Annotated in this window: 24 protein-coding genes; 9 read left to right on the forward strand and 15 right to left on the reverse strand. The window is 70.4% G+C overall.

The window, feature by feature from the left end:
- Positions 1–13: 13 nt before the first annotated feature.
- From AQJ46_RS41055 to AQJ46_RS41065, 3 genes are read right to left on the reverse strand one after another with little or no spacing between them, the layout of a single operon-like run.
- Positions 14–844 carry a carbohydrate ABC transporter permease gene (locus tag AQJ46_RS41055; RefSeq protein ID WP_059210432.1) on the reverse strand — a complete coding sequence of 277 codons (831 nt, stop codon included), beginning with the start codon at positions 842–844 and terminating at the stop codon, positions 14–16.
- A complete protein-coding gene (locus tag AQJ46_RS41060) occupies positions 841–1,734 on the reverse strand; it encodes a carbohydrate ABC transporter permease (protein WP_057617962.1) in 894 nt (297 codons plus the stop codon). Before AQJ46_RS41060 ends, AQJ46_RS41055 begins: the two co-directional genes overlap by 4 nt.
- Positions 1,735–1,736: 2 nt before the next feature.
- Positions 1,737–3,023, reverse strand: coding sequence for an ABC transporter substrate-binding protein (locus tag AQJ46_RS41065; RefSeq protein ID WP_059210433.1), 1,287 nt, complete (start codon positions 3,021–3,023; stop codon positions 1,737–1,739).
- Between the two features lie 220 nt (positions 3,024–3,243).
- Between AQJ46_RS41065 and AQJ46_RS41070 the strand changes: the two genes are divergently transcribed.
- The 4 genes from AQJ46_RS41070 to AQJ46_RS58570 all read left to right on the forward strand — a co-directional run bounded on the left by AQJ46_RS41070 (position 3,244) and on the right by AQJ46_RS58570 (position 6,031).
- Positions 3,244–4,254: a LacI family DNA-binding transcriptional regulator gene (locus AQJ46_RS41070; RefSeq protein WP_059210434.1), complete on the forward strand. Its 1,011-nt coding sequence runs from the start codon at positions 3,244–3,246 to the stop codon at positions 4,252–4,254.
- Positions 4,255–4,295: 41 nt separating this feature from the next.
- On the forward strand, positions 4,296–5,318 hold the full coding sequence (locus tag AQJ46_RS41075) for an alpha/beta hydrolase family protein (RefSeq protein ID WP_063803903.1): 1,023 nt from the start codon (positions 4,296–4,298) through the stop codon (positions 5,316–5,318).
- 22 nt (positions 5,319–5,340) lie between these two features.
- On the forward strand, positions 5,341–5,808 hold the full coding sequence (locus tag AQJ46_RS41080) for a hypothetical protein (protein ID WP_059210435.1): 468 nt from the start codon (positions 5,341–5,343) through the stop codon (positions 5,806–5,808).
- Positions 5,809–5,896: 88 nt separating this feature from the next.
- A complete protein-coding gene (locus AQJ46_RS58570; RefSeq protein ID WP_263972897.1) occupies positions 5,897–6,031 on the forward strand; it encodes a hypothetical protein in 135 nt (44 codons plus the stop codon).
- 45 nt (positions 6,032–6,076) lie between these two features.
- Here AQJ46_RS58570 and AQJ46_RS41085 read toward each other — a convergent pair whose 3' ends face one another.
- Together AQJ46_RS41085 and AQJ46_RS41090 are read right to left on the reverse strand one after the other, a co-directional pair.
- Entirely contained in the window at positions 6,077–7,609 is a 1,533-nt protein-coding gene (locus tag AQJ46_RS41085) for an alpha-L-fucosidase (RefSeq protein WP_059210436.1), read from the reverse strand.
- Between the two features lie 12 nt (positions 7,610–7,621).
- A complete protein-coding gene (locus AQJ46_RS41090) occupies positions 7,622–9,442 on the reverse strand; it encodes a family 20 glycosylhydrolase (protein WP_079072643.1) in 1,821 nt (606 codons plus the stop codon).
- Between the two features lie 249 nt (positions 9,443–9,691).
- On the opposite strand from AQJ46_RS41090, the gene AQJ46_RS41095 reads away from it, so the two are divergent.
- Positions 9,692–11,035 (forward strand): amidase, encoded by a 1,344-nt coding sequence (locus AQJ46_RS41095; RefSeq protein WP_059210438.1) that lies wholly within the window; start codon positions 9,692–9,694, stop codon positions 11,033–11,035.
- A gap of 10 nt (positions 11,036–11,045) precedes the next feature.
- Here the strand turns inward: AQJ46_RS41095 and AQJ46_RS41100 are convergent, their stop codons facing one another.
- Both AQJ46_RS41100 and AQJ46_RS54685 read right to left on the reverse strand, forming a co-directional pair.
- Positions 11,046–11,528, reverse strand: a complete 483-nt coding sequence (locus AQJ46_RS41100) for a GNAT family N-acetyltransferase (RefSeq protein WP_059210439.1) — start codon at positions 11,526–11,528, stop codon at positions 11,046–11,048.
- Positions 11,529–11,579: 51 nt separating this feature from the next.
- Complete coding sequence (locus AQJ46_RS54685) at positions 11,580–11,753, reverse strand: hypothetical protein (RefSeq protein WP_107105044.1); 174 nt, start codon at positions 11,751–11,753, stop codon at positions 11,580–11,582.
- A 479-nt stretch (positions 11,754–12,232) separates the two neighbouring features.
- Here AQJ46_RS54685 and AQJ46_RS41105 point away from each other — a divergent pair, with 479 nt between their 5' ends.
- Both AQJ46_RS41105 and AQJ46_RS41110 read left to right on the forward strand, forming a co-directional pair.
- Entirely contained in the window at positions 12,233–12,628 is a 396-nt protein-coding gene (locus tag AQJ46_RS41105) for a hypothetical protein (RefSeq protein ID WP_059210440.1), read from the forward strand.
- Positions 12,629–12,653: 25 nt separating this feature from the next.
- Positions 12,654–13,442: an SDR family oxidoreductase gene (locus AQJ46_RS41110; RefSeq protein WP_059210441.1), complete on the forward strand. Its 789-nt coding sequence runs from the start codon at positions 12,654–12,656 to the stop codon at positions 13,440–13,442.
- A gap of 5 nt (positions 13,443–13,447) precedes the next feature.
- On the opposite strand, the gene AQJ46_RS41115 is transcribed toward AQJ46_RS41110, so the two are convergent.
- The 4 genes from AQJ46_RS41115 to AQJ46_RS41130 form a co-directional block, all read right to left on the reverse strand.
- Positions 13,448–13,678, reverse strand: coding sequence for a hypothetical protein (locus AQJ46_RS41115; protein ID WP_059210442.1), 231 nt, complete (start codon positions 13,676–13,678; stop codon positions 13,448–13,450).
- A gap of 94 nt (positions 13,679–13,772) precedes the next feature.
- The gene (locus AQJ46_RS41120) at positions 13,773–15,290 is read right to left on the reverse strand and encodes an SDR family NAD(P)-dependent oxidoreductase (RefSeq protein ID WP_059210443.1); all 1,518 of its coding nucleotides are present in this window, start codon (positions 15,288–15,290) and stop codon (positions 13,773–13,775) included.
- Between the two features lie 104 nt (positions 15,291–15,394).
- Positions 15,395–16,723, reverse strand: coding sequence for a wax ester/triacylglycerol synthase family O-acyltransferase (locus AQJ46_RS41125; protein ID WP_059210444.1), 1,329 nt, complete (start codon positions 16,721–16,723; stop codon positions 15,395–15,397).
- A gap of 147 nt (positions 16,724–16,870) precedes the next feature.
- Positions 16,871–19,489, reverse strand: a complete 2,619-nt coding sequence (locus tag AQJ46_RS41130; RefSeq protein WP_225887521.1) for a PA14 domain-containing protein — start codon at positions 19,487–19,489, stop codon at positions 16,871–16,873.
- Positions 19,490–19,529: 40 nt separating this feature from the next.
- Between AQJ46_RS41130 and AQJ46_RS41135 the strand changes: the two genes are divergently transcribed.
- A complete protein-coding gene (locus tag AQJ46_RS41135) occupies positions 19,530–20,033 on the forward strand; it encodes a cupin domain-containing protein (protein ID WP_225887522.1) in 504 nt (167 codons plus the stop codon).
- 12 nt (positions 20,034–20,045) lie between these two features.
- On the opposite strand, the gene glgC is transcribed toward AQJ46_RS41135, so the two are convergent.
- The 3 genes from glgC to AQJ46_RS41150 are packed head-to-tail and all read right to left on the reverse strand — an operon-like array spanning position 20,046 to position 23,253.
- Positions 20,046–21,266, reverse strand: a complete 1,221-nt coding sequence (glgC, locus tag AQJ46_RS41140) for a glucose-1-phosphate adenylyltransferase (protein WP_059210446.1) — start codon at positions 21,264–21,266, stop codon at positions 20,046–20,048.
- Between the two features lie 49 nt (positions 21,267–21,315).
- On the reverse strand, positions 21,316–22,482 hold the full coding sequence (gene glgA / locus AQJ46_RS41145; RefSeq protein ID WP_059210447.1) for a glycogen synthase: 1,167 nt from the start codon (positions 22,480–22,482) through the stop codon (positions 21,316–21,318).
- 39 nt (positions 22,483–22,521) lie between these two features.
- Complete coding sequence (locus AQJ46_RS41150) at positions 22,522–23,253, reverse strand: (2Fe-2S)-binding protein (RefSeq protein ID WP_225887523.1); 732 nt, start codon at positions 23,251–23,253, stop codon at positions 22,522–22,524.
- A 228-nt stretch (positions 23,254–23,481) separates the two neighbouring features.
- Here AQJ46_RS41150 and AQJ46_RS41155 point away from each other — a divergent pair, with 228 nt between their 5' ends.
- Positions 23,482–24,630, forward strand: coding sequence for a DMT family transporter (locus tag AQJ46_RS41155; protein WP_059210449.1), 1,149 nt, complete (start codon positions 23,482–23,484; stop codon positions 24,628–24,630).
- Here AQJ46_RS41155 and AQJ46_RS41160 read toward each other — a convergent pair.
- A complete protein-coding gene (locus tag AQJ46_RS41160; protein ID WP_059210450.1) occupies positions 24,620–25,777 on the reverse strand; it encodes a transglycosylase family protein in 1,158 nt (385 codons plus the stop codon). The genes AQJ46_RS41155 and AQJ46_RS41160 overlap by 11 nt on opposite strands.
- Between the last annotated feature and the right edge of the window lie 206 nt (positions 25,778–25,983).

Consider the following 25,983-nt stretch of genomic DNA (forward strand, 5'->3'; position numbering starts at 1 on the left):
TCTGAGGGTTCGTTCAGCCCTTGACGGCTCCCTCGCCCACCCCGCGGAAGAAGTACCGCTGGAGGCCGGCGAAGAGGGCGATCAGCGGGGCCACGGCGATGACCGTGCCCGCGGCGACGAGCCGTTCGTCGCCTGCGAAGGTGCCGTGCAGGTAGTTGAGGCCGATGGTGAGGGTGAATTTCGACGGGTCGCTCAGCACGATCAGGGGCCACAGGAAGTCGTCCCAGGCGCCCATGAAGGCGAAGATCGCGACGACGGCCACGGTCCCCTTCACCGACGGCAGCGCGATCCGCAGGAACCGCTGCCAGACGTTGGCGCCGTCGACGTAGGCCGCCTCCTCGATCTCGTACGGCAGGTTCAGGAAGGCGTTGCGCATCAGCAGGACGTTCATCGCACCGATGCAGCCCGGCAGGACCACGCCGATCAGGGTGTTGTTGAGGCCGAGCTCCCGCATGGTGGTGAACTGGGCGATGATGATGCCCTCCACGGGCACGAGCATCGCCAGGACGAACGCGAGGGTGGCCGCGCGGCGGCCGCGGTAGCGCAGCCGGGCCAGGGCGTAACCGGCGAGTGCCGAACCGACGCAGTTGGTCACGACGTTGGCGGTGGCGACCTTCAGCGAGTTGAGGGCGTAGTCCCAGACGGGGATGGTGTCGGCGACCCGCTCGTAGTTGTGGAGGGTCGGATGCCGGGGCAGGAAGGACGGCGGCGAGCTGTAGATGTCCTCCGTGGGGCCCTTGAGCGAGGTCGACAGCTGCCAGAGGAAGGGGCCGACGGTCAGCGCGAGGACGGCGAGCAACAGGACGTACCGCAGCGCCAGTTCCCCCTTGCGTACCCGGGTCACGTCTCCGCCCTCCGGTCGGCCCGCAGCACGAGCAGCATCAGCGCGACGGTGACGACGAAGACGACGACCGAGATCGCGGACGCGTAGCCGACGCGGCCCGTGAGGCCGGTGCCGGTGCGCTGGACGAGCATCACGAGCGTGGTGTCCTCGCCGGCCGGTCCCCCGCTGGGGCCGGCCATCAGATAGACCTCGGAGAACACCTTGAAGGCGGCGACCGAGGACAGTGCTCCGACGAGTGCCATGGTCGAGCGGACGGCGGGCACCGTCACCGTGACGAACCGCCGGATCGCCCCGGCCCCGTCCACCGCCGCGGCCTCGTGCAGCTCCCGCGGCACATTGGCCAGTGCGGCCAGGTAAATGATCATGTAGTAGCCGAGGCCCTTCCACACCGTGACGGCCATGGCACTCAGCAGGAGCAGCCACTGGTCGCTCAGGAAACCGATCCGGCCGACCCCGACCGCCTCCAACAGCGAGTTGATCAGGCCGCGTTCGTCCAGGAGCCACACCCAGATGAGTCCGACCACGACGATCGACGCGACGACCGGGGTGTAGAAGGCGGACCGGAAGAAGGTGATGCCGGGGATGTTCTTCTGCACCAGCAGCGCGAGCAGCAGCGGCAGGATCACCAGCGCGGGCACGACGCCGAGGACGTACAGCGAGCTGTTGCGCAGGCCGATCCAGAACATGTCGTCGTGCAGCAGCTCACGGAAGTTCGCCAGGCCCACGAACTCGCCGGGGATCAGGGTGCGCCGGTCGGTGAAGGCGTTGACCAGGGTGGAGACGAACGGGTAGAGGATGAACGCGCCGATGATCAGCAGACCGGGTGCGGCGAACAGCCAGGGGCTCGTCGGCAGTTGGCGCCGCACTCGGGAGACGGTGGACGACGCCATGGCTATCCCTGCTGCTCGAGCAGCGTGTCGCAGGCCTTGACAGCGTTGTCGAGAGCTTCCTGGGGGCTCTCCTTGCCCTGCAACGCCTTGGCGACCTCGTTGCGCAGGGCCGTCTTCATCTGCTCGCTGAACAGCACGGGTGTGTAATTGACCGCGTTCTTCAGGGACTTGGCGGCGGCGACCCGCACCCGCGTCTCGTCGGTCCCGTCCTCCTTGGTGAAGTACGGGTCGTCCAGCGATCCCGCGGTGCTGGGGAAGATGGCCACCTTCTTCGCGAAGGACATCTGGTGCTCGGCGTCGGTGACGTAGTGCGCGAAGGCGACGGAGGCGGCCTTCTTCTTGGTCTGCGCGTTCACCATCACGCCCATCACGTACATGTTGACGTGCCCGGTGCTGGTGATCTGGTCGGTGATGCCGATGTTCTTGTACAGGTTCGGCGCCTGCTTCTTGAAGTTGCCGAGATCCAGTGCGCTGCCGGGGTTCATGGCGACGGCCCCGGTGAGGAACTTCTTGCCGGAGGACTCGGGCGTGGCGGTGAGCACCTGCGGGTCGAGCGCCTTGGCGTCGTACAACTCCTTGTATTTGGTGAGCAGTTCGACACCCTTGGCGTCGTTGAAGGCGAAGGCGGTGCCCTCGGAGTTCATGAGCGGGACGCCGTAGCGGCCGAAGTCCTCGACGGTGGGCACGTTGGCGAGGGTGGCGACCTTGCCGTCGCTCTTCTCCGCCAGGTCCAGGGCGTCCGCGAAGAGGTCGTCGTACGTCTTCGGCGGCTGGTCGGGGTCGATCCCGGCCTCCTCGAAGAGGGACTTGTTGTAGAAGAGCGGCCCGGTGTTGAGGTACCAGGGGAAGGCGTATGTGCCGGTCATGCCGGGTATCTGGTGGCTGGCCCAGGCGCCCTCCAGATACTCCTTCTTGTACTGCCCGGCCGCCTTGTCGAGGTCGAGCGCCAGGCCGGCCTTGGCGAGGGGCGCGACCAGGTCCGGGGACACGTTGACGACGTCGGGCAGTGTGCCGCCCGCGGCATCGGCGCTGATCTTGTCGGCGTAGCCCTCGGCGGGCTGGTCGATCCACTTCACCTCGGTGCCGGGGTACTTCTTCTCGAAGCCGGCGATCAGGCCCTCGAAATAGTCCTTGAAGTTCGCCCTGAGGTTCCAGGTCTGGAAGGTGATGTCACCCTCGATCCTGCCGGAGGCGTCACTCGAACCGCCGTCGTCGCCGGACCCGCAGCCGCTCAGCGGCAGAAGGGCACAGACAGCGGCGGCAGCGAAGGTTCTGCGGGAAATGGGCACGGCGAACCGGTCTCCTTTGGGGCGAAGTTGACCAACGACGGAGACCTTGCACGCCGTTCCACGGGCCCGTCAATGCATCTCGCAGAGCTAATTTGTTTAGTGACTAATGCGTATTAGGTTGACGGAGCTGAACCGCATTAGTGCATACTGAGCCGACGAACCGCCGGGGGAATGGGGAAACAGCGTGTCAGGCAAGCGGTCACCGGTCCGCAGGCCCACGATGAAGGACATCGCCCGGCAGGCCGGCGTGTCCCAGAGCGCGGTCTCCTTCGCGCTGAACGGCCGGCCCGGGGTCTCCGAGGACACCCGCGACCGGGTGCGAAGGGTCGCCGAGGAGCTCGGCTGGCGCCCGAGCACCGCGGCCCGCGCGCTGTCCGGCGAGGGCGCCGCCACGGTCGGCTTCGTCCTGGCCCGCCCGGCCGAGACGCTCGGTGTCGACTCCTTCTTCCTCCAACTCGTCTCCGGGATACAGGAAGTGCTGGCGGAGCGTCATCTCGGGCTGCTGTTCCAGGTGGTGGAGGACGTCGAGGACGAGTGCGATGTGTACCGGCGCTGGTGGGCAGAACACCGGGTGGACGGGGTCCTGGTGGTCGACCCGCGCACCGACGACCCGCGCACCGGTGTCCTCGACGAACTGGGCCTGCCCGGTGTGGTGATCGGCGGCGCCCCCGACGAACGCCATCCGGGGCTGTCGACCGTCTGGGCGGACGACGCGGGCGCGATGGCCGCGGTCGTGGACGAGCTGTACGCGCTGGGCCACCGGCGGATCGTGCACATCGCGGGCCTGCCGGGGCTGGCGCACACCGAGCGCCGTATCCGCACCCTGCGGGCGGAGGCCGAGCGGCGCGGACTGACCGGGGTCAAGTCGGTGACCACCGACTACTCGGACGCCGCGGGCGCCGCCGTGACCCGCAGGGTCCTTGAGTGGTCCGCTCCCCCGACCGCGCTGATCTACGACAACGACGTGATGGCCCTCGCCGGAGTCGCCGCCGCGACCGAACTGGGTCACTCGGTGCCCGGGGACGTGTCGGTGGTGGCCTGGGAGGACTCGGCACTGTGCCGCATGGTCAAGCCCTGGCTGTCGGCCCTGTCCCGGGACAGCGTGGAGTTCGGCCGTACGGCGGCCACGGAACTGACCGCGCTACTGGACGGCGGTCCGGCGCGGACCGTACGGGTGCCGGTGCCCCGGCTGATCGTGCGGGACAGCACGGGGGCGGCCCGGGGCACCTGAACCGAGGGGACAGCGAGCGCCCCGGCGGGGACAATGTCCGTATGCGGACGAGGGGAACGTTCTGTGTCGCCGCCGCACTCGCGCTGTCAGCCGCGGTGGGCTGTACGACCGGCGACACCGAGGAGCGGGCCCGCCCGAGCAGCCCGACCGCCTCGACGCCCCGCACCGCGAGCCCGACGGCGACGCACGCGCCGGTGAACCCCGTCTCGATCCCGGCCATGATCCAGCGCGACCACACGGGGTCCGGTCTCGAGCTGGGCAGGGTGCTGACCCGTACCTCCGCCTACACGAGCTACGAGGTGACGTACGAGTCGGACGGCCTGACGATCTCGGGCCTGATGAACATTCCCTCGGGCAAGGGCCCCTTCCCGGCCCTGGTGCTGGCGCACGGCTACATCGACCCGGAGATCTACACCACCGGCCGCGGCCTCACGCGCGAGCAGGACCTCCTCGCCCGGAACGGCTACGTCGTCCTGCACACCGACTACCGCAACCACGCCCGCTCGGACCAGGACCCGGACAACGACGTGGGCCTCCGCCTCGGCTACACCGAGGACGTGATCGGCGCGGCGATGGCGCTACGGTCCTCCGGGCGCCCGGAGATCGACACCGACCGCCTCGGCCTGCTCGGCCGTTCGATGGGCGGCGGTGTCGTCTACAACACGCTGGTGGTGGCCCCGGGCCTGTTCGACGCCGCGGTCGCCTATGCGCCGGTCAGCGCCCGCCCCGAGGAGAACATCGACCAGTTCCAACGCCCCGAGGGCGACCCGCTGGTGGCCGAGATCGAGTCCGAACACGGCACCCCCGAGACGAACCCCCGCTTCTGGCGCGAGGTCTCCCCCCTCACCTACGTCGACCGCGTCACCGAACCCCTCCTGATCCACCACGGCACCACCGACACGACCTGCCCCATCCGCTGGTCCCACCGGACGGTGACCGCGTTCGAGAAGGCGGGCAAGGACGTCGAGCTGCGCACGTACCGGGGCGAGGGGCACACCTTTTACTCGCAGTGGGGGCGCTCGATGGACACCACCATGGCCTTCTTCGACAAGCACCTGCGCTGACGTCCCCGCCTGGGCTGCCCGCATGGACGTCGGTGTGGGTGCGCGCGAGCTGTACGAGAGCTTGACCGAGGGGAACAGGCCCAACGCGTCATGGCTCGGTCGGGACCACGGCGGTTACCGGGACCGGCTCGCCACGGCCGCCGAGTACAAGCCGTGGTGGACAGCCCCCGAAGGCCAGGGCCTCCTCTGGGAGTCGTACGCCCTGAGCCGGGTCTGCGATCTGCTGCTGGAGTCGGAGTACGAGCACCCCGGCCCATTCACCCCACTCGGCATGACGCCGTTCAGGGGCGGCACCTTCGACCCGTTCCTCCACGAGATCGTCGACGTCGAGCAGGCCGACGATCCCCGGACGCGACGTCGCCGACCGCTCACCGCTCTACTGGACGTTCCGACGCCGCCACCGCCCGACCGTCGATCTGTCCCACGGCTGGGGTCACAACTCCCAGTGGCGCACGGACTTCCGGCTCGACTACCGGACGCCGCACGGTGACCGGCTCAACGTCACCGGGCACGACCCGATCGACGGCCGCCCGGATCTCGACCCGGACCACCCGGGGAACCTCAGCCCGGAGGAGCGGTTGCTGACACCGGACGAGCGCCGCGAACTGCTGCGCCACCGCTGTCTCCTGCGTGTTCCCCGAGCCGCCGACGCACTGGCCCGGACGCCCGGCTGGGAACTCGATTTGATGCCCTTCGACTGGCGGCTGCCGTGAAGAGTGGCCAACGGGGCGCCGACAACCCGGTGGCCACCCACTCCCTCAGACCTCGGACCGATACAGCCCGAACTCCTTGATGTGTACGGCACTTCGAGCCTGTGTCACCCGCAGTCGCCACCTCCGGGCCCGTACCGGAGCCGACAGCAGCAGGATGCGGCTCGCGCCGATGGTGCCGGCGGCCGTGACCTCCGTCCAGGTGCCGTCGCGGAGTGCCTCGACGACGAAGGCCTCCACCTGCTGGCCGTGCCGGATGTCCTCGGCGAGGCGGATGCGGTCGACCTCGTGCTCCGTGCCGAGGTCGACGGTGACGCGGCCCGGTGCCGACGTGGTGCGGCCGCGCGCGGCCAGGTCCCGTGGCAGCTCCCGTTCGATCCGTTCTCTGAACTCCCGCAGGCGCACGACGTCCGTGCCGTGCAGCAGGCCCTCGGTGTCCGGTGGGACATTGAGCAGCAGTACCGCGTTGCGCCCCACCGAGCCGAAGAAGATCTCCGTCAGGTAGTCCACGGACTTGGGCTGCTGGTCGGCGTGGTAGAACCAGCCGTCGCGGAGGGAGACGTCGCACTCGGCGGGCCACCACTGGAGGTAGTCCGTCGCGGGCTGCGCCTTCACCAGAGCGGCGCGGCTGCCCTCGTCGGGGGTGTCGTAGGACAGGGCCCAGTCGGTGCGGCCGTACTGGTTCTCCTTGACCGGGATGACGCTCCACTCGTCCTCGCGCGCGATGCCGCTCTCGTTGCCGACCCAGCGCAGGTCGGGGCCGGTGACGGCGATCGCCGCGTCCGGGGCGAGGGTGCGCACCAGGGCGTACCAGCTGTCCCAGTCGTAGCTCTCCACCTTCTCGGGCGGGATGTGCCCCTGCGCGCCGTCGAACCACACCTCGTCGACCGGCCCGTACTCGGTGAGCACCTCGTACAGCGTGTTGAGCATGTGGGCGCCGTAGTCGGTGGCGTCCAGGGTGTGGAAGCGGTCCGGTGTGCGGTCGTCGTCCGCGACGAGCGTCGGGATCGTGCGCGGGGTGCGGGCGCTGCCGTTGGCGTACACGCCGTGCAGGTACTGGTTCTCGTCGGCGGGTGAGAGGTAGACGCCGACCTTGAGGCCGTGGCGGCGCATGGAGTCGGCGAAGGAACGCAGCACATCGCCCCGACCGTCGCGCCAACTGCTCGACGCCACCGAGTGGTCGGTGTAGCGGGAGGGATAGAGGACGAAGCCGTCGTGGTGCTTGACGGTGAGGATGGCGAGCCTGAAGCCGCCGTCCTTCAGGGCCGCCGCCCACTGGTCGGTGTCGAGGCCGGCCGGCTGGAAGACGTCCGGGTCCTCGTCGCCGGTGCCCCACTCCAGGCCGGTGAAGGTGTTCACGCCGAAGTGCAGGAACGCGGTCCGCTCCAGGCTCTGCCAGGCGACCTGCCGTGCGGTGGGCCTGACCTGGGACGCCTTGCGGACGAGGTCGGCCTCGGTGTCGTCCGGGGAGACGGGGATGCGGTAGGAGCGGTCGTCGGAGGCCGCGGCGGCCACCGTGGGGATGCCGGTCACGGCGAGTGCGGTGGCGGCGGTGACGAAGAGGCGTCTGGAGACGGTCATGGGGGGGGCTCCTCAGCTCAAGTGCCAGACGGTGGGGGTGCGTTGATCGGCCGGGTACTGCTCGATCCGGCCGTCGTCCGTGACGGTGATCGCCATCTGGGTGATCGCGTTGACGAGCCGGTAGCCCCCCGCCACGGGCTCCAACTCCCAGCGCTGCAAGGTGCCGGACGGGTCGCAGGTGTCCCAGGTCGCCTCGACGCCGGGCTGCAGCGGCACGTTGAGCGTGAGCTTGCCGCCGCTGATCGCGAGGCAGCCGGCCGCCGACCGGAGGGTCACGTATCCGTCCGCCGTGCGCTGCACGGAGGCCGTGAACGACCGCCCGAAGGTGTAGGTGCCGTCCGCCACCGGCACCCGGGTCAGGTCCCGCCAACCCGGCGCGTGCCCCACCGCCGTACCGCGCGCCACGAACTCCGCGTAGGTGGCGTCGGGATGCGGATCCCCCCAGGTGGCCTGGGCGACATGCCGTAGCGCGGGCCAGAGCCGGACGGCGACCTCGTTCTCGGTCTCGCCGCGTCCGTTGTCCGGCCACAGGCTGATCTTCGCGCCGGTGACGCCCCGGGAGGAGGTGAGTTTCTCGCCCTCGAAGCTGCGCGGGTCCCAGCTCTGGTCGTAGAGCGACTCGGTGTCGCTGTGGAAGCCGCCGCGGATGAGGTAGAGCGAATAGGAGGCGTTCATCACCGAGTAGCCCTGTGCGATGAGTTGACTGGGCTTGACCGCCACGTTCAGCCAGTGCTCGACCGTGGTGCCGGCCTTCACCGGCACGGTGTTGGCTCCGGTCAGCCCGTCGTTCCAGATCCGCAGCTTCACGCCCTTGCTCGCCGCGTAGTCGTGGACGCGGTTGACGAAGTCGACGAAGGCGTCCTGCGGGGTGGCGCCCGAACCGTACTTCTCCTGGGCGTACTTGAGGATCTGCGGATACTTCGCGAAGTCGGAGCCGAGCATGTACTCGTCGGCTCCCATGTGCCAGGACTTCGCCGTGAAGACCTGGGCGTACTCGTCCATCAGGCTCGTGTAGTAGTCGAAGGCCGCCTGCTGGGTGATGTCGAGCCGGGAGGGCTGCTTGTTGCCGTCGGAGTCGGTCAGCTGCAGGTCCGGGCGGTTCTCGATCCACGGGTCGATGTGCCCGGGCGAGTTGATCTCGGGGATGATCTCGACGTGGTACTTGTCGCCGAGCGCGACGAGCTGCCGTATCTCGTCCTTGGTGTAGTAGCCCCAGGTGTTGGCCTCGGGGTGGGCGTCGCTCTTGACCTTCAGCTCCACGAGCAGCTGGTTGAGCTTGTTGTAGGCCATCTCGCGGACGAGGTTCTCCAGCCAGGGCAGCGAGACGTGGATGTAGCAGGCGCACACGCCGACGCCCCGCTCCTTGTAGCGCGGCACGTCGACCGTGCGCCCGGCGGGGATCCGGTCGCCCTGTGCGAGGAGCTGGAGGAGGGTCCGGGTGCCGTAGAAGGCGCCGGTCTCGGTGGCTCCGGTGATCGACAGGCTTGTGCCGGCGTGGAGTTCGTAGCCCTCGGCGCCGAGGGCGCTCCGGGACGGCTTGACGTCGACAACGATGTCACCGGGCCGGGCTCCGCCGCGTACGACGGGCACCGAGCCGTGGCCCGCCGCCCGCAGATCACCGGCGAGCGTGTCGGCCACCCGGCGTTCGGCCGGGTCGTCGGCGACGAGCCGGGCCCCGGGCCGGTAGACATAGGCGCCCGACTCCGGAGTCCACTGGGTCAGCGCAGGCACCGTGGCCGGCGGGCCCTGGTCCGAGCGCGCGAGCGCCGGGGCGGGCGCGAGGAGCAATGTCAGCAGCGCCACGACGGCGGCGAATCTCAGCCGTTTCCTCATGAGCGACTCCCTATTCATCGGATGGCTGATAATTGAGGTCCACCGAAGGGCTGTCAACGGGGCTGAATCAGCTCGAAGTTGAGCCAGAGATCGGATGACCTGCTGGTCGGCGCCGTGCTGCGAACGTCCTCCGTCGCGAAAAGTCCAAGAAGACCGGTCCGAATGTCCAAGCGCGAGTGCTCTCGACGCGACGTCCGCCGCCGGGCAGAGTTCTCCCTACGTACTCGCGAGTAGCCCCGAGGAGCGCACGTGACCAGCTGGGTCGGCCGTACCGCCGCCGAGATCGCCGCCGCCGTCCGCGAGAAGCGGGCCACGCCCCGGGAGGTGGTGGCCGAGCACCTCGCCCGGATCGAGAAGCTCGACGGGCGGATCGGGGCGTTCCGGGCGGTGCGCGCCGAAGCGGCACTGGCGGAGGCCGACGAGGTGGGCTCCCGGGGCGACCTCGGCGAACTGCCCCTGGCCGGGGTGCCGGTGGCCGTCAAGGACAACCTCTCCGTGCGCGGCGAGACCAACCGCGTCGGCACCGCCGCGACTCCCGACACCCCCGCCGAGGCCGACCACGAGGTCGTGGCCCGGCTGCGGGCAGCGGGCGCGGTGGTCGTGGGGCTGACGAACGTGCCGGAGCTGTGCGTCTTCGGTACCACGGAGGGCGTCCACGGCACCTCCCGCAACCCCTGGGACACCACGCGTACGGCCGGTGGCTCGTCCGGCGGCAGCGCGGCCGCGGTCGCCGCGGGCCTGGTCCCGATCGCCCTCGGCAACGACGGCATGGGCTCGCTGCGCATCCCGGCGGCCAACTGCGGGCTCGTCACGCTGAAGCCGGGGTCGGGGGTGGTCCCGGCCGGCATCAGCGACGGCGACTGGTTCGGCATGTCCGAAAACGGTCCGCTGGCGACCACGGTCGAGGACGCCCGCCTGCTGCTTTCGGTCATCGCCGGCACCGAGTTCGTACGACGGGACACGCCCGCCGCGCTCGACGTCGCCGTGTCCCTGCGCAGCCCGCTCGCCGGGGTCACGGTCAGCGCGCCGTATACGAACGCGGTCCGGGAGGCGGCCGGGCTGCTGATCAAGGCGGGGCACCAGGTGCGGCGCGCCGACCCGCCGTACCCGCTCTCGTTGGGTTTCACCTCACTCGCCACCTGGACGGCGGGCACCTCGGTGGACGCGGCGGGGCTGGATCCGCGGCTGCTGGCCCGGCGCACCCGGGTGCACGCGGCGATCGGCCGGCGCTTCGTCAAGGCGGTGCGGAAGGGCAGGGCCCGGCAGGAACTGCGCGAGCGCCTGGAGCCGTTCTTCGCCGAGCACGATGTCCTGCTGCTTCCGGCGCTGGCCCGCCGCTCCCCCAAAGCCGAGGCCTGGCACGAGCGGGGCTGGCTGCGCAACGTCCTGGTCAACACCAACTACTCGCCGCTCACCCCGCCGTGGAACCTCACCGGCTGGCCGGCGATGTCGGTCCCGCTCGGCACGCTGCCCTCGGGCGCCCCCACCGCCGTACAACTGGTGGCGCGGCCCGGGTCGGAGACGGTGCTGCTGGAGGTCGCGGAGGAACTGGAGCGGCGGCAGCCGTGGCGGCGGACGGCGCCGCTCGACTGAATACCGGCCCCTAGAGGGCCTTGTACATGATGTGCAGTCCGACCCGTCCGTGCCGGGGGTGCTCGAAGGCGTCCGGCACGGTGCCGAGGATCGTGAAGCCGAGCGAGGTCCACAGCCGCACGGCCGGGTTGGTCTCGACGACGGCGTTGAAGACCATCCCCCGGTAGCCGTCGGCCGCGGCGGCGGCCAGGACGTGCTCGGCGAGCGCACGCCCGATGCCGCGGCCGCCCTGGTCGGGGTCGACCATGAAGCCGGCGTTGGCGATGCGGGCGGCGGGACCGCCGTAGTTGGGGGTGACGTAGGCCGAGGCGACGAGGGCGCCGCTCTCGTCCTCGACGACGTGGACGCGCTTGGCCGGGTTCATCCACAGGGCGCGCGCTGCTTCTTCGGGGGTGGCGGGGTCCCAGGCGTAGGTCTCGCCCGCGGCCACGATCCGGTGCCAGAAAGGCCAGATCCGCGGCCAGTCGTCGGCCGCGGCTTCTCTGATCAGCATGGGCGTGAGTCTCGCACGCCCATGCCGTCGGCGATCGCGAAGGTCCTGCGGTCAGTCCACGCTGGGCAGGATGTGGGGCTCGGCGAGGTCGTCCTCGTAGCCCGCGAGACGGATGGGGGCGGAGCGCGCCCACACGTCGAGACTGCCGATGTCTGCGGGCCGTCGGCCCGCGCGCTCCGGGCGTTCCTTGGGGCGCTGTTCGCGATCTGTCTTCTCCGGTGTCACCGCGCACTCCTTATGTGTCGGGCTCACCCTCGGGACGTACCTGTGCAACCTACGGTCGGTGCCTGGACGTCCGCTCGGGTCTGGGTCGAGATCGGGTTCGGACGCGGTGGCGCCGGTAACTCAGGTGAGAGCAGGCCGTGATGACCGGCTTGTCCCGGGACGGACTGTGGGTGTGGGTGGGACCCCGTACTGCCGTCCGTCGGCTACAGATTAACCAGATGAGCGGAGGTCCGCTCGATAGGGGCTGAAAACAAGGCGTAACCATTACGAGTCGCCTAAGGTCTTTCGGCCATGTTCTGGGTATGTTTGTCACCTTATACGCGGTTTGGGAGTCACCCGACCGGCCTACACGACCGCGCACGCCTTCGACGGTCCGGAGCCACGCAGTTCAGGTCCTGTTGGCCGAATCGCAAACCACCCATGATCTGCTGACGTGCGGCAACGGCTTGTCCCGCGGGTGGACTCGGGAGGACTGACGCATGGAGCTGCGCAGTGTCGAGGAGCTGATGGATCTGCTGTACGCCTGTCGGCATCAGCAGGCGTTGCGGACCGCCGCACTGCTGCGCCGCAGCCGCCCCGCCGACAAGGAACTCCAGGTCGCGGGGCTGGTACGGGACATCGGGCAGCTGCTGTCCCCCGCCGACGCCGGCGCCCGGGCCGAACGCGCGGCAGCGGCGGTAGGCCCCCTGCTCGGCGAGCGCGTCGCCCGCCTCGTCCGCCACCACGGCCCGACCTCCGACGACGACCTGTCGCGCCTGCGTGAGGCGGACGAGGAGAGCCGGGCCGCCGTCTTCGACGCCGGCGTGCTGGAGGACTGGCGCACCCTGCTGGAGCTGGTCGCGGCGCGCAACTCCCGCCTCGGGGCTGTTGACTGACGGTCCGTCATGAGACGGTACGGCGATGACGCCTGGACTGCACGGCAGGGCCGCCCTGGTCACCGGGGCCACGCGCGGCATCGGAGCGGCCGTCGCCCGACAGCTGGCCGACGCCGGGGCGAGGGTGTGTGTGACGGCCAGGGACGCGGACGAGGTCCGGCGGACCGCCGAGCAGCTCGGCGGCATCGGGCTTGCGGGGAGTGTCGCCGACCCGGAGCACGCTCGGGCGGCCGTGGATCTCGCTCTCGGCGAGTTCGGCCGGATCGACATCCTCGTCAACAATGCGGCGACGAATCAGCCGTTCGGCCCCCTCACGGAAGTGGATCCCCAGGAGTGGCGCGAGGCCTTCTCCGTCAATGTCGAGGCCCCGCTGCGGCTGGTGCAGGCGGCGTGGCGGGGGTGGATGCGCGAGCACGGCGGGTCGGTCGTCAACGTCTGCACGGAGGGCGCCGGACACGTGGGGCCGAACGTCGGCGCGTACGGCACCAGCAAGGCGGCGCTGCTCCATCTCACCCGGCAGCTGGCGGGCGAGCTGTCTCCCCGGGTGCGGGTCAACTCCGTCTCTCCCGGTCTCGTACGGACGGAGATGGCGCGGTTCGTGTGGGAGAAGGGTCCCGTCGACCTGCCGTTGGGGCGGATCGGTGAGCCCGAGGACATCGCGCGGGCGGTGGTGTGGCTCGCGTCCGACGCGGCCGAGTGGATCACCGGGGCGGATCTGCTGGTGGACGGGGGCACACGGGTGCGGGCGGCGCACCCGGGCGGGTATGCCGTCCATGACCGGCTGCGGTCGTATGCCCCGCCGCCGCACTCATAACGACGTCACGGGAACAGCGCGATGCCCATGAGGACGATCAGACACGCGAAGACGACGAACGCGATCATGCCCCAGCTCCAGGGATGCTTGATCGGGTCGGCGGCACCGCCGCGGGGCCGGTCCTCCGGGAGCTCGTGCTGGACCGGACGGTCGCTCGCGTAGAACTCCTCGTCGGTCGGGTAGTGGTTGCGCGGATCGTTGAAGGCGCGCGGATCGATGCTGTGTGGACGTGCCATGACAACTCCTCGCAGGAATCCCTCGGGTCCCCGGGTTCCCCGTCGGCGACGGCCCACACGTCAGGGCCGTCGGCCGACCGTCACGGCCGCGGGTTCACCACTTGCCGGGCGCGTAGTCCTTCAGGAAGACCCCGTACACGTCCTCGCCGTCCTCGCCGCGCACGATCGGGTCGTAGACGCGGGCCGCGCCGTCGACCAGGTCGAGGGGGGCGTGGAAGCCCTCCTCGGCGAGCCGGAGCTTGTCGTAGTGGGGGCGCTCGTCGGTGATCCAGCCGGTGTCGACCGAGGTCATGAGGATGCCGTCGGTCTGGAACATCTCCTGGGCGCTGGTCCGCGTGACCATGTTCATCGCGGCCTTGGCGGCGTTGGTGTTGGGGTGGCCCGCGCCCTTGTAACCGCGGCCGAAGACGCCCTCCATCGCCGAGACGTTCACCACGTAGGCGCGTCCGCTCCCGGCCTTCTTCGCGGCGTCGGCCATGGCCGGGCGCAGCGCGCTGATCAAGATGAACGGTGCCGTGTAGTTGCACAGCTGGGTTTCGAGCAGCTCCACCGGGGAGATCTGCTCGATCGTCTGGACCCAGGTGTTGCTGTCGACTACGTCGGGGACGAGGCCACCCGCGTCGATGGCGGTGCCGTCGAGGTGCCGGGCCACGCTGGCATTGCCCGCGACCAGGGCGAGGTCGGCGATCTGCTGCGCGTCGAGGCCGGAGATCCCGGCCGGCAGGGAGGCGAGTCCGTCGACCGCGCCGGAGCCGAAGGCACCGATGACATGGTGGGCGGGGAGCTCACCGGCGGGCAGCGGGGCGCTCTCGCCGTCGACCAGGGCGGCGTAGGCGGAGGGCAGCCGTCGTACGGTCTGCGTCGCGTTGTTGACGAGGATGTCGAGCGGACCCGCCTCGGTGACCTGCTCGGCGAGGGCCACGGCCTGCGCCGGGTCCCGCAGGTCGATGCCGACGACCTCCAGGCGGTGGATCCAGTCCGCCGAGTCGTCCATGGCCTTGAAACGCCGGATGGCGTCCTTCGGGAAGCGCGTGGTGATGGTGGTGTGCGCGCCGTCGCGCAGCAGCCGCAGCGCGATGTACATGCCGATCTTGGCGCGGCCGCCGGTGAGCAGGGCGCGCTTGCCGGTGAGGTCGGCGCGGACGTCGCGCTTGGCGCGGTTCAGGGCGGCGCAGTCCGGACAGAGCTGGTGGTAGAAGTAGTCGACCTCGACGTACCGGGTCTTGCAGGTGTAGCAGGAGCGCGGGCGCTGGAGTATCCCCGCGATCCGGCCCTCCTCGGTGACCGACGACGGCAGGATGCCCTCGGTCTCGTCGTCGATGCGCTGGGCGGAGCCGGTCGCCGTGGCCTCCGTGACCGCCTTGTCGTGGGCGGTCTTGGCGGCCCGGCGCTCCTGCCGGCGGCGCTGCTTCACGGTGCGGTAGACCCCGGCGGTGGCCCGGCGCACGGCGATCGCGTCGGGGTGGTCGACCTCCAGCTTGTCGAGCTCGTCGAGCACGCTGAGGCAGACGGCCAGCCGCTCCGGGTCGATGCCGGGGCCGTGCACGACCTCGTCACCGGGCCCGCGCACGACCTCGTCCATGGTCGCCGAGCCGTCCTCTGTCACCGTCATCGCGCTGCCGTTTCCCTGGTCACCCGAGCGGCGCGAGGGCCGCGTCCGCTTGTCGAACGCGGAATTTTACTTCAGCGCCGGGCCCGACCCGCAATCCGGAACGATCAAGAACCGCAGGCGGCCAGCAGTTCCTTCACCTCCTCGGACAGCGCCCGGGCGAGGACGTCCAGGTCAGGCACGGCTTCGGCGTCCGCCACGAGGCCGTAGTGGACCTGTCCCCGGTACGTCGAGATCGCGACCGCGAGGGACTGGCCGCGGGCGAGCGGGGCGAAGGGGTAGACCTCGGTGACCAGGTTGCCGCCGAGCTTCAGGCCGATGCCGGGCAGCGGGACGCTGGTGACGAGGATGTCGAACCAGAGCCGGGCGCCCTGGCCGGCCAGCGGCCCGCCGAGGCGGTGGCCGAGGGCCGGGACGTGGTCGGCGAGCAGGGCGACGGCGCCCGCGCCGCGGTTGGAGCCGGCGTCCTTGTTGCGGTCCATGGCCGTGCGGACCGTGTCCAGGCGGCCCAGCGGGTCGGGGTCGCCGACCGGAAGCCGCATCAGGTACCCGGAGAGCCGGTTGCCCTGCGGGTGCGCGGTGCGCGGACGGCGCTTGGAGACGGGGATCAGGGCGCGGGGCGCCACGCCCGCACTGCCGTCGCCCCGCTCGTCCAGCCAGCGGCGCAGCGCGCCCGCGACGACGGCGATCAGGACGTCGTTGACGGTGCCGCCCCGGGCCTTGCGGACGTGGTGCACGTCGTCGAGGTCGACGACGACTCCGGCGGTGCGGCGGGTGCCGCTCGGCTCGGAGACGAGGGCGGCCGAGGAGCTCACGCCCACGCAGGACAGGGCGACGGATGCGCCGATGTCGAGGGCGCGGCCCAGGTCGGAGACGGCGGACCGGACGAGCCCGGGCAGCTTGCGCACGTCCGGGAGCAAGGGCTTCGCGGGCTCCGCCGGGCGCGGCCTGCGCACGGGCAGGTCCATCGGGTCCAGGACGGCGGCGGCGAGCGTCAGGGCCCGCAGTCCGTCGGCCAGGGCGTGGTGGAACTTGAAGAGCACGGCGAAGGACACACCGTCCTCCCCGGGCAGCACGTGCGCTTCCCATGGCGGCCGTTCGCGGTCGAGCGGCCGCTGCATGAGCCGTCCGGCCTCGGTGTGGAAGTCCGCGGTCGGGGCGTGCAGCAGGACGTGGCGGAGCGGGTCGAAGTCCGGGTCGGGAACGCGGGCGGCGCCCCCGAAGGCGTACGGGAAGCCGAGGGGCCACACGTCCCGGATCCGCATTCTGAGGCCGGGCACGGCGGCGGCCCGGCCCGCGAGCAGATCGGCCGCGTGGGCGCCGGCGGTGGGCGAGTGTGCCGCGAAGACGCCGAGCGCTCCCAGGTGCATCGGGTGCTCGGCGGATTCCATGTTCCAGAACGCCAGGTCGAGAGGGGCGAGCAGGTCAGAAGTCAATGGCTTGCCTCGCGTCCGACAACGGGTGGGCCAGCAGTCAATCGCCCTGCGGAGATTACGGTCAAGTACGATCAAGCTACGCACAGTTAACAACAGATTAAGTCCCGCCCCCAGTCGAAAGGGGCGGGACACATGGGGCGAATGCAATCATCCGCCGGTTGACACACACCCTGCCGGAATCGCCCGGGACGCGTCCCGGATCAGGGCTTGGTGCGCGGCCCTGACCCGTTCGACGTCCGGTTTGAGGATCTTGCGGTCGTAGGTGAGCAGCCCGTTCAGCTCACCCTCGACGTCCGAGATCTGGGTGTAGACGGCCCCGTTGCCGCCCCGGCAGGCAAGGGCCCGCACCTCGTCGAGCTTGGCCAGATAGCCGTCGGTGTAGGTCGCCGGATCGACGTCGACGTACGACTGCTGGACGGACCAGGCGTGCCCGGGAACCGCGAGGCCCAGGCCGCCGTACTCACCGCTGACCAGGGCGCGTCTGCCGTCCGGGTGAGGCGGCAGGGCGGGACTGGGATACCCGTGCTCGTCCATGATGTCGCCGGCATTGCCGTCGGCGCCGAGGTTGAGGCCCGACTGGTTGTTGACCAGGCGGGTCGGGTCCCAGGCCTTGGCCTGCTCGGCGATACGGCCGATGTCGTACTGCCCCCAGCCCTCGTTGAAGGTGACCCACATGACGACCGACGGACTGCTGATGTGCTCGTCGATCATCTGCTTCATCTCGCGCTCGTACTCGGCGCGAGCGGCGGGAGCAGGATTCACCCCCGCGGTCATCGCGGGCATGTCCTGCCACACCATCAGGCCCAGCCGGTCGGCCCAGTAGAACCAGCGGTCGGGCTCGACCTTGATGTGCTTGCGCACGGCGTTGAAGCCGAGCTTCTTGTGCACCTTCAGGTCGTAGGCCAGGGCTTCGTCGGTGGGCGCGGTGTGCAGGCCGTCCGGCCAGAAGCCCTGGTCGAGGGTGGCCATCATGAAGACCGGCTCGCCGTTGAGGACCGTGCGCGGGGTGCCGTTGACGTTCTCGACGGCGATGGAGCGCATCCCGAAGTAGCTGCCGACGCGGTCGGCGCCGACGGTCACCTTCAGGCCGTAGAGGAACGGATCGCCCGGCGACCACAGGCGCGGGTTCTCGATGGTCAGGGTCAGCGGTCCGCCGGTGCGCCCGCGAGCCGTCGCGACCTTCCGCTTTCCTTCGTACGCCGTCGCCCTGATCGGTACGCCGTCCCGGACACCCTGTGCCTCGACCGTCAGCCGGTCGACGGAGACGTCGGGGGTCAGTTTGAGGGAGCCGACATGGTCGCGGGCGACCGGTTCCATCCAGACGGTCTGCCAGATCCCGGAGGACGGGGTGTACCAGATGCCGCTCGGGTCGAGACGCTGCTTGCCGAGGGGAGGGTTCTCGCCGTCGGTCGCGTCGGTGGGGTCGTACACGCCGACGATCAGTTCCTGGGTGCGGCCGGGCTTCAGCGCGTCGGTGATGTCGGCGCCGAACTTGTCGTAGCCGCCGGTGTGTTCGGCGACCTTGGTCCCGTTGACGTACACCTCGGACCGCCAGTCGACCGCCCCGAAGTTGAGCTGGAGGCGCTTGCCGGAGCCGATGCGCCAGTCGGCCGGCACGGTGAAGGTGCGGCGGTACCACATGCGGTCCTCGTGCCGTTCCAGGCCGGAGAGCTGTGACTCCACGGGGTACGGGACGAGGATGCGCTCGGCCAGGTTCCTGCCCACGGGCGGCTGTTCACCCGCCTCGGCGGCGGCGAACTGCCAGTGGCCGTTGAGGCTCCGCCACGCGTCGCGGGTCAACTGCGGCCGCGGGTACTCGGGATGGGCGTTGTCCGGTCCCACCTCGTCGGCCCACTTCGTGCGCAGTTCGTACGTCGAGCGATTGGGCCCGCTGCTCCAGAACGCGCCGACAACGTTGCCGTCAGCGCTGGTGAGCCCGCCTTCGCCGTCGTAGCGGAGGTCGGCGGTGCCGCGTGCGGTGCCGGTCCTGTTGCCCACGACCGGTTCGGCGAGGGTGACGAGCAGGACACGGGGGTCTGCCGGGTCCTGTTTCGCCGTGCCCAGGGGCCACTTGGCGCCGCCGATCACGGCCTGGAGGTGGTCGGTGAGTGCGGCCGGAGGGGCTGCGAGGGGCTGGGCGAAATCGAGCTTCAGGGTGCGGCCGGTGCCGAGGACGGTGGTCGCGACCGGGCCGTCGTAGTCGTAGCCCTCGGGCAGCCGGAACGCCGACTGCGGAACGGCCTGCTTGGTTCCGCCGGGCTGGACCCAGCGCAGGTGGAGGTTGGAGCCGCCGTAGTGCTCGAAGTACTCGACCTTGATGTCGTAGGACTCTCCGGCGGTCAACTCGACGGGCTGGGCGGTCTGTTCGCGGTCCCAGTCGTCGACCCAGTGGTCGATGAGCAGCTGTCCGCCGATCCAGAGGCGGAAGCCGTTGTCGCCGATGACCGAGAAGGTGTGCGGTCCCGAGGCCGTCGGCACCAGCCTGCCGGTCCAGCGGACGCTGACGTCGTCCGAACGGCCGGTCGCGGCGGCCAGCCGGGGCTCCAGGTTGTCGAAGTCGAGGTGCGGGTCGAAGGTGGTCGCCCTGAGCTCGTGGAAGTCGAAGGCGCCGGGGGCGGACTGCGTGTAGTACTCGCCCTTGAGACCGCGGGCCTCGACGGGATCGTCGGCCAGGGCGGGAGCCGCGGTCAGACCGGCGAAGCCGAGGAGGGCGGCGAACAGTAACGCCAGCCGGGCTCTGAGACGGGTGAGGTGCCTGCTGTGCACGGGAGCCTCCATAACAACGTTGTCATGGGCAGGAAGTGGCATGACAACACGGATTCCGACTTCCGTCCAGGGACATGACAAGTCCGTCGCACATGCCGACGAGGCGTCGCACGCGGACAATGGCAGAAGGACCCTCCCCTGCCGGAAGAAGGCGATGGAGATGCCGAAGGTCTCCCGCGAAACGGCCACCCAGGGCGGCGACTACGGAGCGGTCGTCGACCGCTCCGAGGAGTTCGGCGACTACACCGTCGACTTCCTGACGTTCCGCGAGGACGTCGACCACCGGCCGCTGTTCAAGGGGCTGCCCGACGACCGCTGCCAGTGCCCGCACTGGGGCTACGTCTTCAGGGGCGAACTCACCTTCCACTACGCGGACCACGACGAGGTGTACCACGAGGGCGACGCGTTCTACGCCCCCGCGGGGCACGTGCCGGTCCACACCGAACCGGGCAGCGAATACCTCCAGATCAGCCCCTCGGACGAACTGCGCCGAACCAGTGAGGTGATCATGAAGAACTTCACCGCTCAGGAGCCACCGGCCTGACCCGACCGCCGCTCAGGACACCAGCTGGCCCTTCCCGAGCGCGATCACCCCGCCCTTGGACACGGTGTACAGCTCCGCGTCCCGCTCCGGGTTCACGCCGATCGTCGCGCCCGGCGGGACCTCGACGTTCTTGTCGAGGACGGCGCCGCGGACCACCGCGCCCCGCCCGATCTTGACGTTGTCGTGCAGCACCGAGCCCTGGACCACGGCCCCCGGGTCGACCAGGACACCGGGCGAGAGCACGGACCGGGTGACCTGGCCCCGGATCAGGCAGCCCGCGCTGATGATGGACTCGCTGGCGATGCCTCCGGAGTTGAAGCGGGCCGGGGAGAGCTGGCCGGAATGGGTGTAGATGGGCCACTGCCGGTTGTAGAGGTTGAAGGCGGGGCGCTCGGCGATCAGGTCCATGTGGGCGTCGTAGTAGGCGTCCAGTGTTCCCACGTCGCGCCAGTAGCCGCGGTCGCGGGTGGTCTCGCCGGGGACGTGGTTGGCGCTGAAGTCGTAGAGCTGGGCCTCGCCGCGCTCGGTGAGCTGCGGCAGGATCGAGCCGCCCATGTCGTGGACGGAGTGCTCGTCCTCGGAGTCCCGCTGGAGCGCCTCGATCAGGGCCTTGGTGGTGAAGATGTAGTTGCCCATCGAGGCGAACACGCTCTTCGGGTCGTCCGCCAGCCCCGGCGGGTCGGCGGGCTTCTCCAGGAAGCCTTCCACCGTGAGGCCGTCCGAGCCCGGGGAGATCACCCCGAACGACGGGGACTCGGAGCGCGGGACACGGATCCCGGCCACCGTGACGCCCGCGCCGGACTCGATGTGCTGCGCGAGCATCTGGCGCGGGTCCATGCGGTACACGTGGTCGGCGCCGAAGACCGCGACGTACTCGGGGCGTTCGTCGTAGAGCAGGTTCAGGGACTGCAGGATCGCGTCCGCGCTGCCCAGATACCAGCGCGGTCCGAGGCGCTGCTGGGCCGGCACCGGCGTGATGTAGTTGCCGAGCAGGCTCGACATCCGCCAGGTGGTCGTGATGTGCCGGTCGAGCGAGTGCGACTTGTACTGCGTGAGCACACAGATGCGCAGGATGTCGCCGTTGACGAGGTTGGACAGGACGAAGTCGACCAGCCGATACGTCCCTCCGAAGGTGACCGCCGGTTTGGCGCGGTCCGTGGTCAAGGGCATCAGGCGTTTGCCTTCTCCGCCCGCGAGTACGATGCCGAGCACCGAAGGTCCGCCACGACGCATGGCCGCTCTCCTCACCCTGGTTTGACCCATCACTGCCCTTGCGAGGGGCCTAGTACGCCTGTTTGAGGATCTCCTCGTACAGCCGGACCGTGCGCCGAGCGACCGCGTCCCAGCCGAACTCGCCCACCGCGCGCTCCCGTCCCGCCTCGCCCATCCGACGTGCCGTCGCCGGATCGCCGATCACGGAGTCGAGTGCCCGCGCGAGGGACGTCTCGAACGCGTCGTCCACGGTGACGAGCAGCCCGGTCCTGCCGTCGTCCACCACCTCGGGGATACCGCCGACCCGCGAGGCCACCACGGGAGTGCCGCAGGCCATCGCCTCCAGGTTGACGATGCCGAGGGGTTCGTACACCGAGGGGCAGACGAAGACGGCAGCGTGGGTCAGGAGCTGGATCACCTCGGGGCGCGGCAGCATCTGCGGGATCCAGTGGACGCCCTCGCGGACCCGGCTCAGCTCCTCGAAGAGCTCACGGAACTCACGGTCGATCTCGGGGGTGTCCGGCGCGCCCGCGCACAGCACGACCTGCGCGGCCGGATCGATGTCCCGGACCGCGCGCATCAGGTGCGGCACGCCCTTCTGGCGGGTGATGCGGCCGACGAACAGCACGAACGGACGATCACGGTCCAGCCCGATCCGGTCCAGTACGTCGGTGCCGTGGTCGGGCCGGTACAGGGCGGTGTCGATGCCGTTGTGCACGATGTGGACCTTGGCCGGATCCAGCGCCGGATAGCAGCCGAGGATGTCCTCACGCATGGCTCCCGACACGGCGATCACCGCGTCGGCGGTCTCGATCGCGGTGCGCTCGGCCCAGCTGGAGAGGGCGTAGCCGCCGCCGAGCTGCTCGGCCTTCCAGGGGCGCAGGGGCTCCAGGGAGTGGGCGGTCATCACGTGCGGGATGCCGTGCAGCAGCTTGCCGAGGTGGCCGGCGAGGTTGGCGTACCAGGTGTGCGAGTGGACCAGCTCGCGGCCTTCGAGGCCCGCGGCCATGGAGAGGTCGACGGAGAAGGTGCGCAGCGCGTCGTTGGCGGAGTCGAGCGCGGACCAGGGCCGGTGCCGGATCACGCCCGCCGCTCTCTCCTTGACGGACACCTCGCCCCAGCAGTGCACGTCCAGGTCGACGAGGGACCTCAACTCCCGGGCGAGGAACTCGACATGGACACCGGCACCGCCGTACACGTCCGGCGGGTACTCCCGGGTCAGCAGGCCCACACGCACCCGGAACCCCCTGTCTCAGCGACGGCTTGGCTTTCATGGTCACCCAGATGCGCCGCGCGGGGAAGAGCGCGGGGCTCGTGTGAAGCAACAGTCACCACATACGCCACCTTCCGGCAACCGGTAGTACAGACAGCAGCTGCGGCGGCGGAAGGCGGTGCCGGTGAGCGTGCCGGTTCCGGCGAGGAGGGGGTGGGCGAGGAGTTCCGCGGCCAGGTCACGGGCGCGGGCGGAGAGGTCCGGACGGTGGCCCAGCTGACGGGCGGCGCCCACGAGGGCCGAGGCGGCGTTGCCCCACAGCAGCCCCGTGGCGAGCCGGTACTCGGCGTGCAGCGCTGCCGTGAGCGGTTCGAGGTGGCCGTGCAGGACGACGTCGGCGATGGTCCCGGCATCCCCCGCCATCGGCTCCACGGCATCCAGCCACAGGTCGTCGGGGGCGCTCGCGTCGGGGTCCCAGTGCAGCTGGCGCGGCGACAGGTCGGGGATCCGGCCGTACAGGGCCGCGCAGCCGAGCGCCACCGACCACAGCCGGGCCGCGAGGCCCTGCTGGGCGATGGAGGCCGCGATCCGGGGTTCGGGGGCGCGCAGGGCGCCGGCGACCTTCCGGACACGAAAAGTCAGGGTATTTCCATAAACTTCCGACGCCCGGTGCTCGTAGACTTGGGCGAGGGTCGGCAGCGCCGGGCGCGCTGTCCCGGCAGTGCCGCCGATCGTCCGTAGTGCGAAGAAGGCGCCGAGCGGTCGCAGCGCCGCGAGATCAGGGTCGAGGTCCACGACCAGCAGTAGTACCAAGGCCCGTAGGGGTACCCACCAGGGGGCCTCCACCCCGTGTCACCCGCCTTGGGTAGGACACGGACCGTTTTGTACTCCATCGGCAGTAGGACCCATTGCCTGCTCAGGTACGACGACGGGAAGAACTTTTCCCGGCATCGTGTTGGTCATGGAAGACGACCGTTCGTCGCGCCGGGCAGCCAGCCCCCGCCTCACGCAGAGGAGCAGCTCATGAGTGCCCTCGCGTTGTCCGTGCTCCTCTCGCTCGTCTCCGCCGTCGCCTACGCGGGCGGAGCGATCGTGCAGGAGCAGGTCGCGGTGTCGCACCCGGACGAGCAGTTCGCGCCACTGCGCCGGCCGAGCTGGTGGGCGGCGGTCGCGCTGAACGGCCTCGGTGGACTGCTGCACGTGGTGGCGCTCGCCTACGGCCCCCTCAGCCTGGTCCAGCCGCTGGGCGCCCTGACGATCGTGTTCGCGCTGCCGATGGCCGCGCTGTTCGTCGGCCGCCGGGCCGGGGCCACCGCCTGGCGGGGCGCGATCATGGCGACGGTGGGTCTGGCCGGTCTGCTCTCCCTGGTCGGCGCGTCCGACGCGCAGTCCCTGAGCACGGCCCAGCGGGTGTTCGCCGGTCTGGTGACGGCCGCCGCGGTGGTCGCGCTGATGATCGCGGGCCGGGCCGCGCACCGGCACCCGGTGGTGCGCAGCGTGCTGCTCGCGACCGCGTCCGGCATAGCGTTCGGTATGTCCTCGGTGTTCACCAAGACGGTCGCCGTCGACTGGAGCGGTGGCGTGACGGCGGCGGACCTGCCCTCGCTGGCCGCGATCGGCGTCCTGGCGACGGCCGGGCTGATGCTGTCGCAGGCCTCCTACCGTGGCGCCGGTCTCGCGGCCCCGCTGGCGACGCTGACGGTCGTGAACCCGGTGGTGGCGGCAGCGGTCGGCATCACGATGTTCGGAGAAACCTTCCGCTACGGCACCACGGGCACCGCGCTCGCCCTGAGCTGCGGTGTGGTGGCGGCCGGCGGCCTGATCCTGCTGACGACGGAACGGATCCAGCGCACCCACGCCGAGCCGGCACCCGCGGCGCCCGTCGTCCGCGAGCGCGGGGACGGGTTCGTCCAGGCGCCCGCCGAGGAGCCGGCGGCGGCCGTCCTGCGCGAGGGCGTACTCCTCGACGAGGTCGCCGCCCTGCGCGAGGAGATGTTCGTCCCGGGCCCCGCCACTCCGACGGCCGCCGAGGCGGCACTGCCGAACGGCACCTCCGACGAGCTCCTGGAGAAGCTGGGCGACGAGCCCCCGGCGTACTACGGCCCCTTCTACGGCGCCGCGTACATCCCGGTGCCGGTCCTGGACCGGCACCGCAGCCGTGTCAAATCCTGATCCCGCCGGCCCTGAGATACGCCACCGGGTCCATGTCGGAACCGAAGCCGGGCCCCGTCCGCACCTCGAAGTGCAGATGCGGGCCCGAGCTGTTGCCCGTGGAGCCCGAACGGCCGATGCGCTGCCCGCCGCCCACGCTCTGCCCGGACTTCACGGAGATCGCGGACAGGTGGGCGTACTGCGTGTAGCGACCGTCGGCGTGCCGGATCACTACCTGGTAGCCGAAGGAGCCTCCCCACCCCGAGGTGACGACCTTCCCGGCCGCGACCGCCTTCACGGACGTCCCTGTGGGCACCGCGAAGTCGACGCCGGTGTGGTAGCCCTTCGACCAGGCGGAGCCCGCCTTGCGGTAGGGCGTGCCGAGGGAGGCGTTCACGGGGGCGACCAGGCCGGTGTCTGCGGCCTTCTCGGTCTTCTCGGTCTTCTCGGTCTTCTCGGTCTTCTCGGTCTTCTCCGCGGTGTCGGAGGAGGTCTTCTTCGTCGAGGTCCGTTCGGTGGTGGTGGTCGTTCCGCCGGTGGCGCGCAGCTTGAGCCGCTGACCGGGCAGGATCAGGTCGGGGTCGGCACCGATGGTCCTCTGGTTGGCGGCGTACAGCCCCCGCCAGCCGCCCCGGACCTTCCGGGCGTCGGCGATCCGGGAGAGCGAGTCGCCACGGACCACGGTGTACATCTCGGCGGACCCGGCCCGCGACTGCGGAGTGGTCTGCGGCTGTACGTCCGGTACGGAAGCCGTCTTCCCGGTGAGGGGATGGACGTCCGGGGCGGAGCCCTCGCGGGTGAGCCCGGCCCGCACCGAGCACGCCGGCCAGGCACCCGGTCCCTGACCGTCCAGCACCTTCTCCGCCACGGCGATCTGCTGGTCCCTGGTGGCCAGATCCGCCCGTGGCGCGTACCGGGTGCCGCCGTAGGCCTCCCAGGTGGACTGGGTGAACTGGAGCCCGCCGTAGTAGCCGTTGCCGGTGTTGATGCTCCAGTTGTTGCTGGACTCGCACGCGGCGACCTTGTTCCAGGTGTCCACGTCGGCCGCATGGGCGGTGCCGGTGCCGATGAGCGGGACCGCGATGCCGACGCCGCCCGCGGTGACGGTGAGCGAGGCGCGGTTGATCCTGTTCGGCTGATACCGGCGGTGCCGGCCGCGTACGGCCATGGAGGCCTCCCCCTACAACATGCGTCAGGAGGGGCAAAAGTAAGCGCCACGAACAGGCCATGACAAGACGGCAACCAGCCGCGTCAGGCGCGCGCCGCACCGGCGTCCCCGGCTGAACGCAACGAGGCGCCCGAACCGTATCCCTGGTGTGCGGACAGTCCCCCGACAGGCCAGGATGACCGGTGGACGATACTGACAAGCACGAC

This window comes from Streptomyces canus (genome assembly GCF_001514145.1).
Taxonomy (GTDB): Bacteria; Actinomycetota; Actinomycetes; order Streptomycetales; family Streptomycetaceae; genus Streptomyces; species Streptomyces canus.

Excerpts from the sequence above, each read along its gene's own strand:
- AQJ46_RS41155 (WP_059210449.1), top strand. The coding sequence starts at position 23,482 with ATGAGTGCCCTCGCGTTGTCCGTGCTCCTCTCGCTCGTCTCCGCCGTC.
- AQJ46_RS41120 (WP_059210443.1), bottom strand. The coding sequence starts at position 15,290 with ATGACGGTGACAGAGGACGGCTCGGCGACCATGGACGAGGTCGTGCGC.
- AQJ46_RS41135 (WP_225887522.1), top strand. The coding sequence starts at position 19,530 with ATGACAACACGGATTCCGACTTCCGTCCAGGGACATGACAAGTCCGTC.
- AQJ46_RS41115 (WP_059210442.1), bottom strand. The coding sequence starts at position 13,678 with ATGGCACGTCCACACAGCATCGATCCGCGCGCCTTCAACGATCCGCGC.
- AQJ46_RS41080 (WP_059210435.1), top strand. The coding sequence starts at position 5,341 with ATGGACGTCGGTGTGGGTGCGCGCGAGCTGTACGAGAGCTTGACCGAG.
- AQJ46_RS41105 (WP_059210440.1), top strand. The coding sequence starts at position 12,233 with ATGGAGCTGCGCAGTGTCGAGGAGCTGATGGATCTGCTGTACGCCTGT.
- AQJ46_RS41100 (WP_059210439.1), bottom strand. The coding sequence starts at position 11,528 with ATGCTGATCAGAGAAGCCGCGGCCGACGACTGGCCGCGGATCTGGCCT.
- AQJ46_RS41110 (WP_059210441.1), top strand. The coding sequence starts at position 12,654 with ATGACGCCTGGACTGCACGGCAGGGCCGCCCTGGTCACCGGGGCCACG.
- glgC (WP_059210446.1), bottom strand. The coding sequence starts at position 21,266 with ATGCGTCGTGGCGGACCTTCGGTGCTCGGCATCGTACTCGCGGGCGGA.
- AQJ46_RS41085 (WP_059210436.1), bottom strand. The coding sequence starts at position 7,609 with ATGACCGTCTCCAGACGCCTCTTCGTCACCGCCGCCACCGCACTCGCC.
- AQJ46_RS41070 (WP_059210434.1), top strand. The coding sequence starts at position 3,244 with ATGAAGGACATCGCCCGGCAGGCCGGCGTGTCCCAGAGCGCGGTCTCC.
- AQJ46_RS41075 (WP_063803903.1), top strand. The coding sequence starts at position 4,296 with ATGCGGACGAGGGGAACGTTCTGTGTCGCCGCCGCACTCGCGCTGTCA.
- AQJ46_RS41090 (WP_079072643.1), bottom strand. The coding sequence starts at position 9,442 with ATGAGGAAACGGCTGAGATTCGCCGCCGTCGTGGCGCTGCTGACATTG.
- AQJ46_RS41060 (WP_057617962.1), bottom strand. The coding sequence starts at position 1,734 with ATGGCGTCGTCCACCGTCTCCCGAGTGCGGCGCCAACTGCCGACGAGC.
- AQJ46_RS41160 (WP_059210450.1), bottom strand. The coding sequence starts at position 25,777 with ATGGCCGTACGCGGCCGGCACCGCCGGTATCAGCCGAACAGGATCAAC.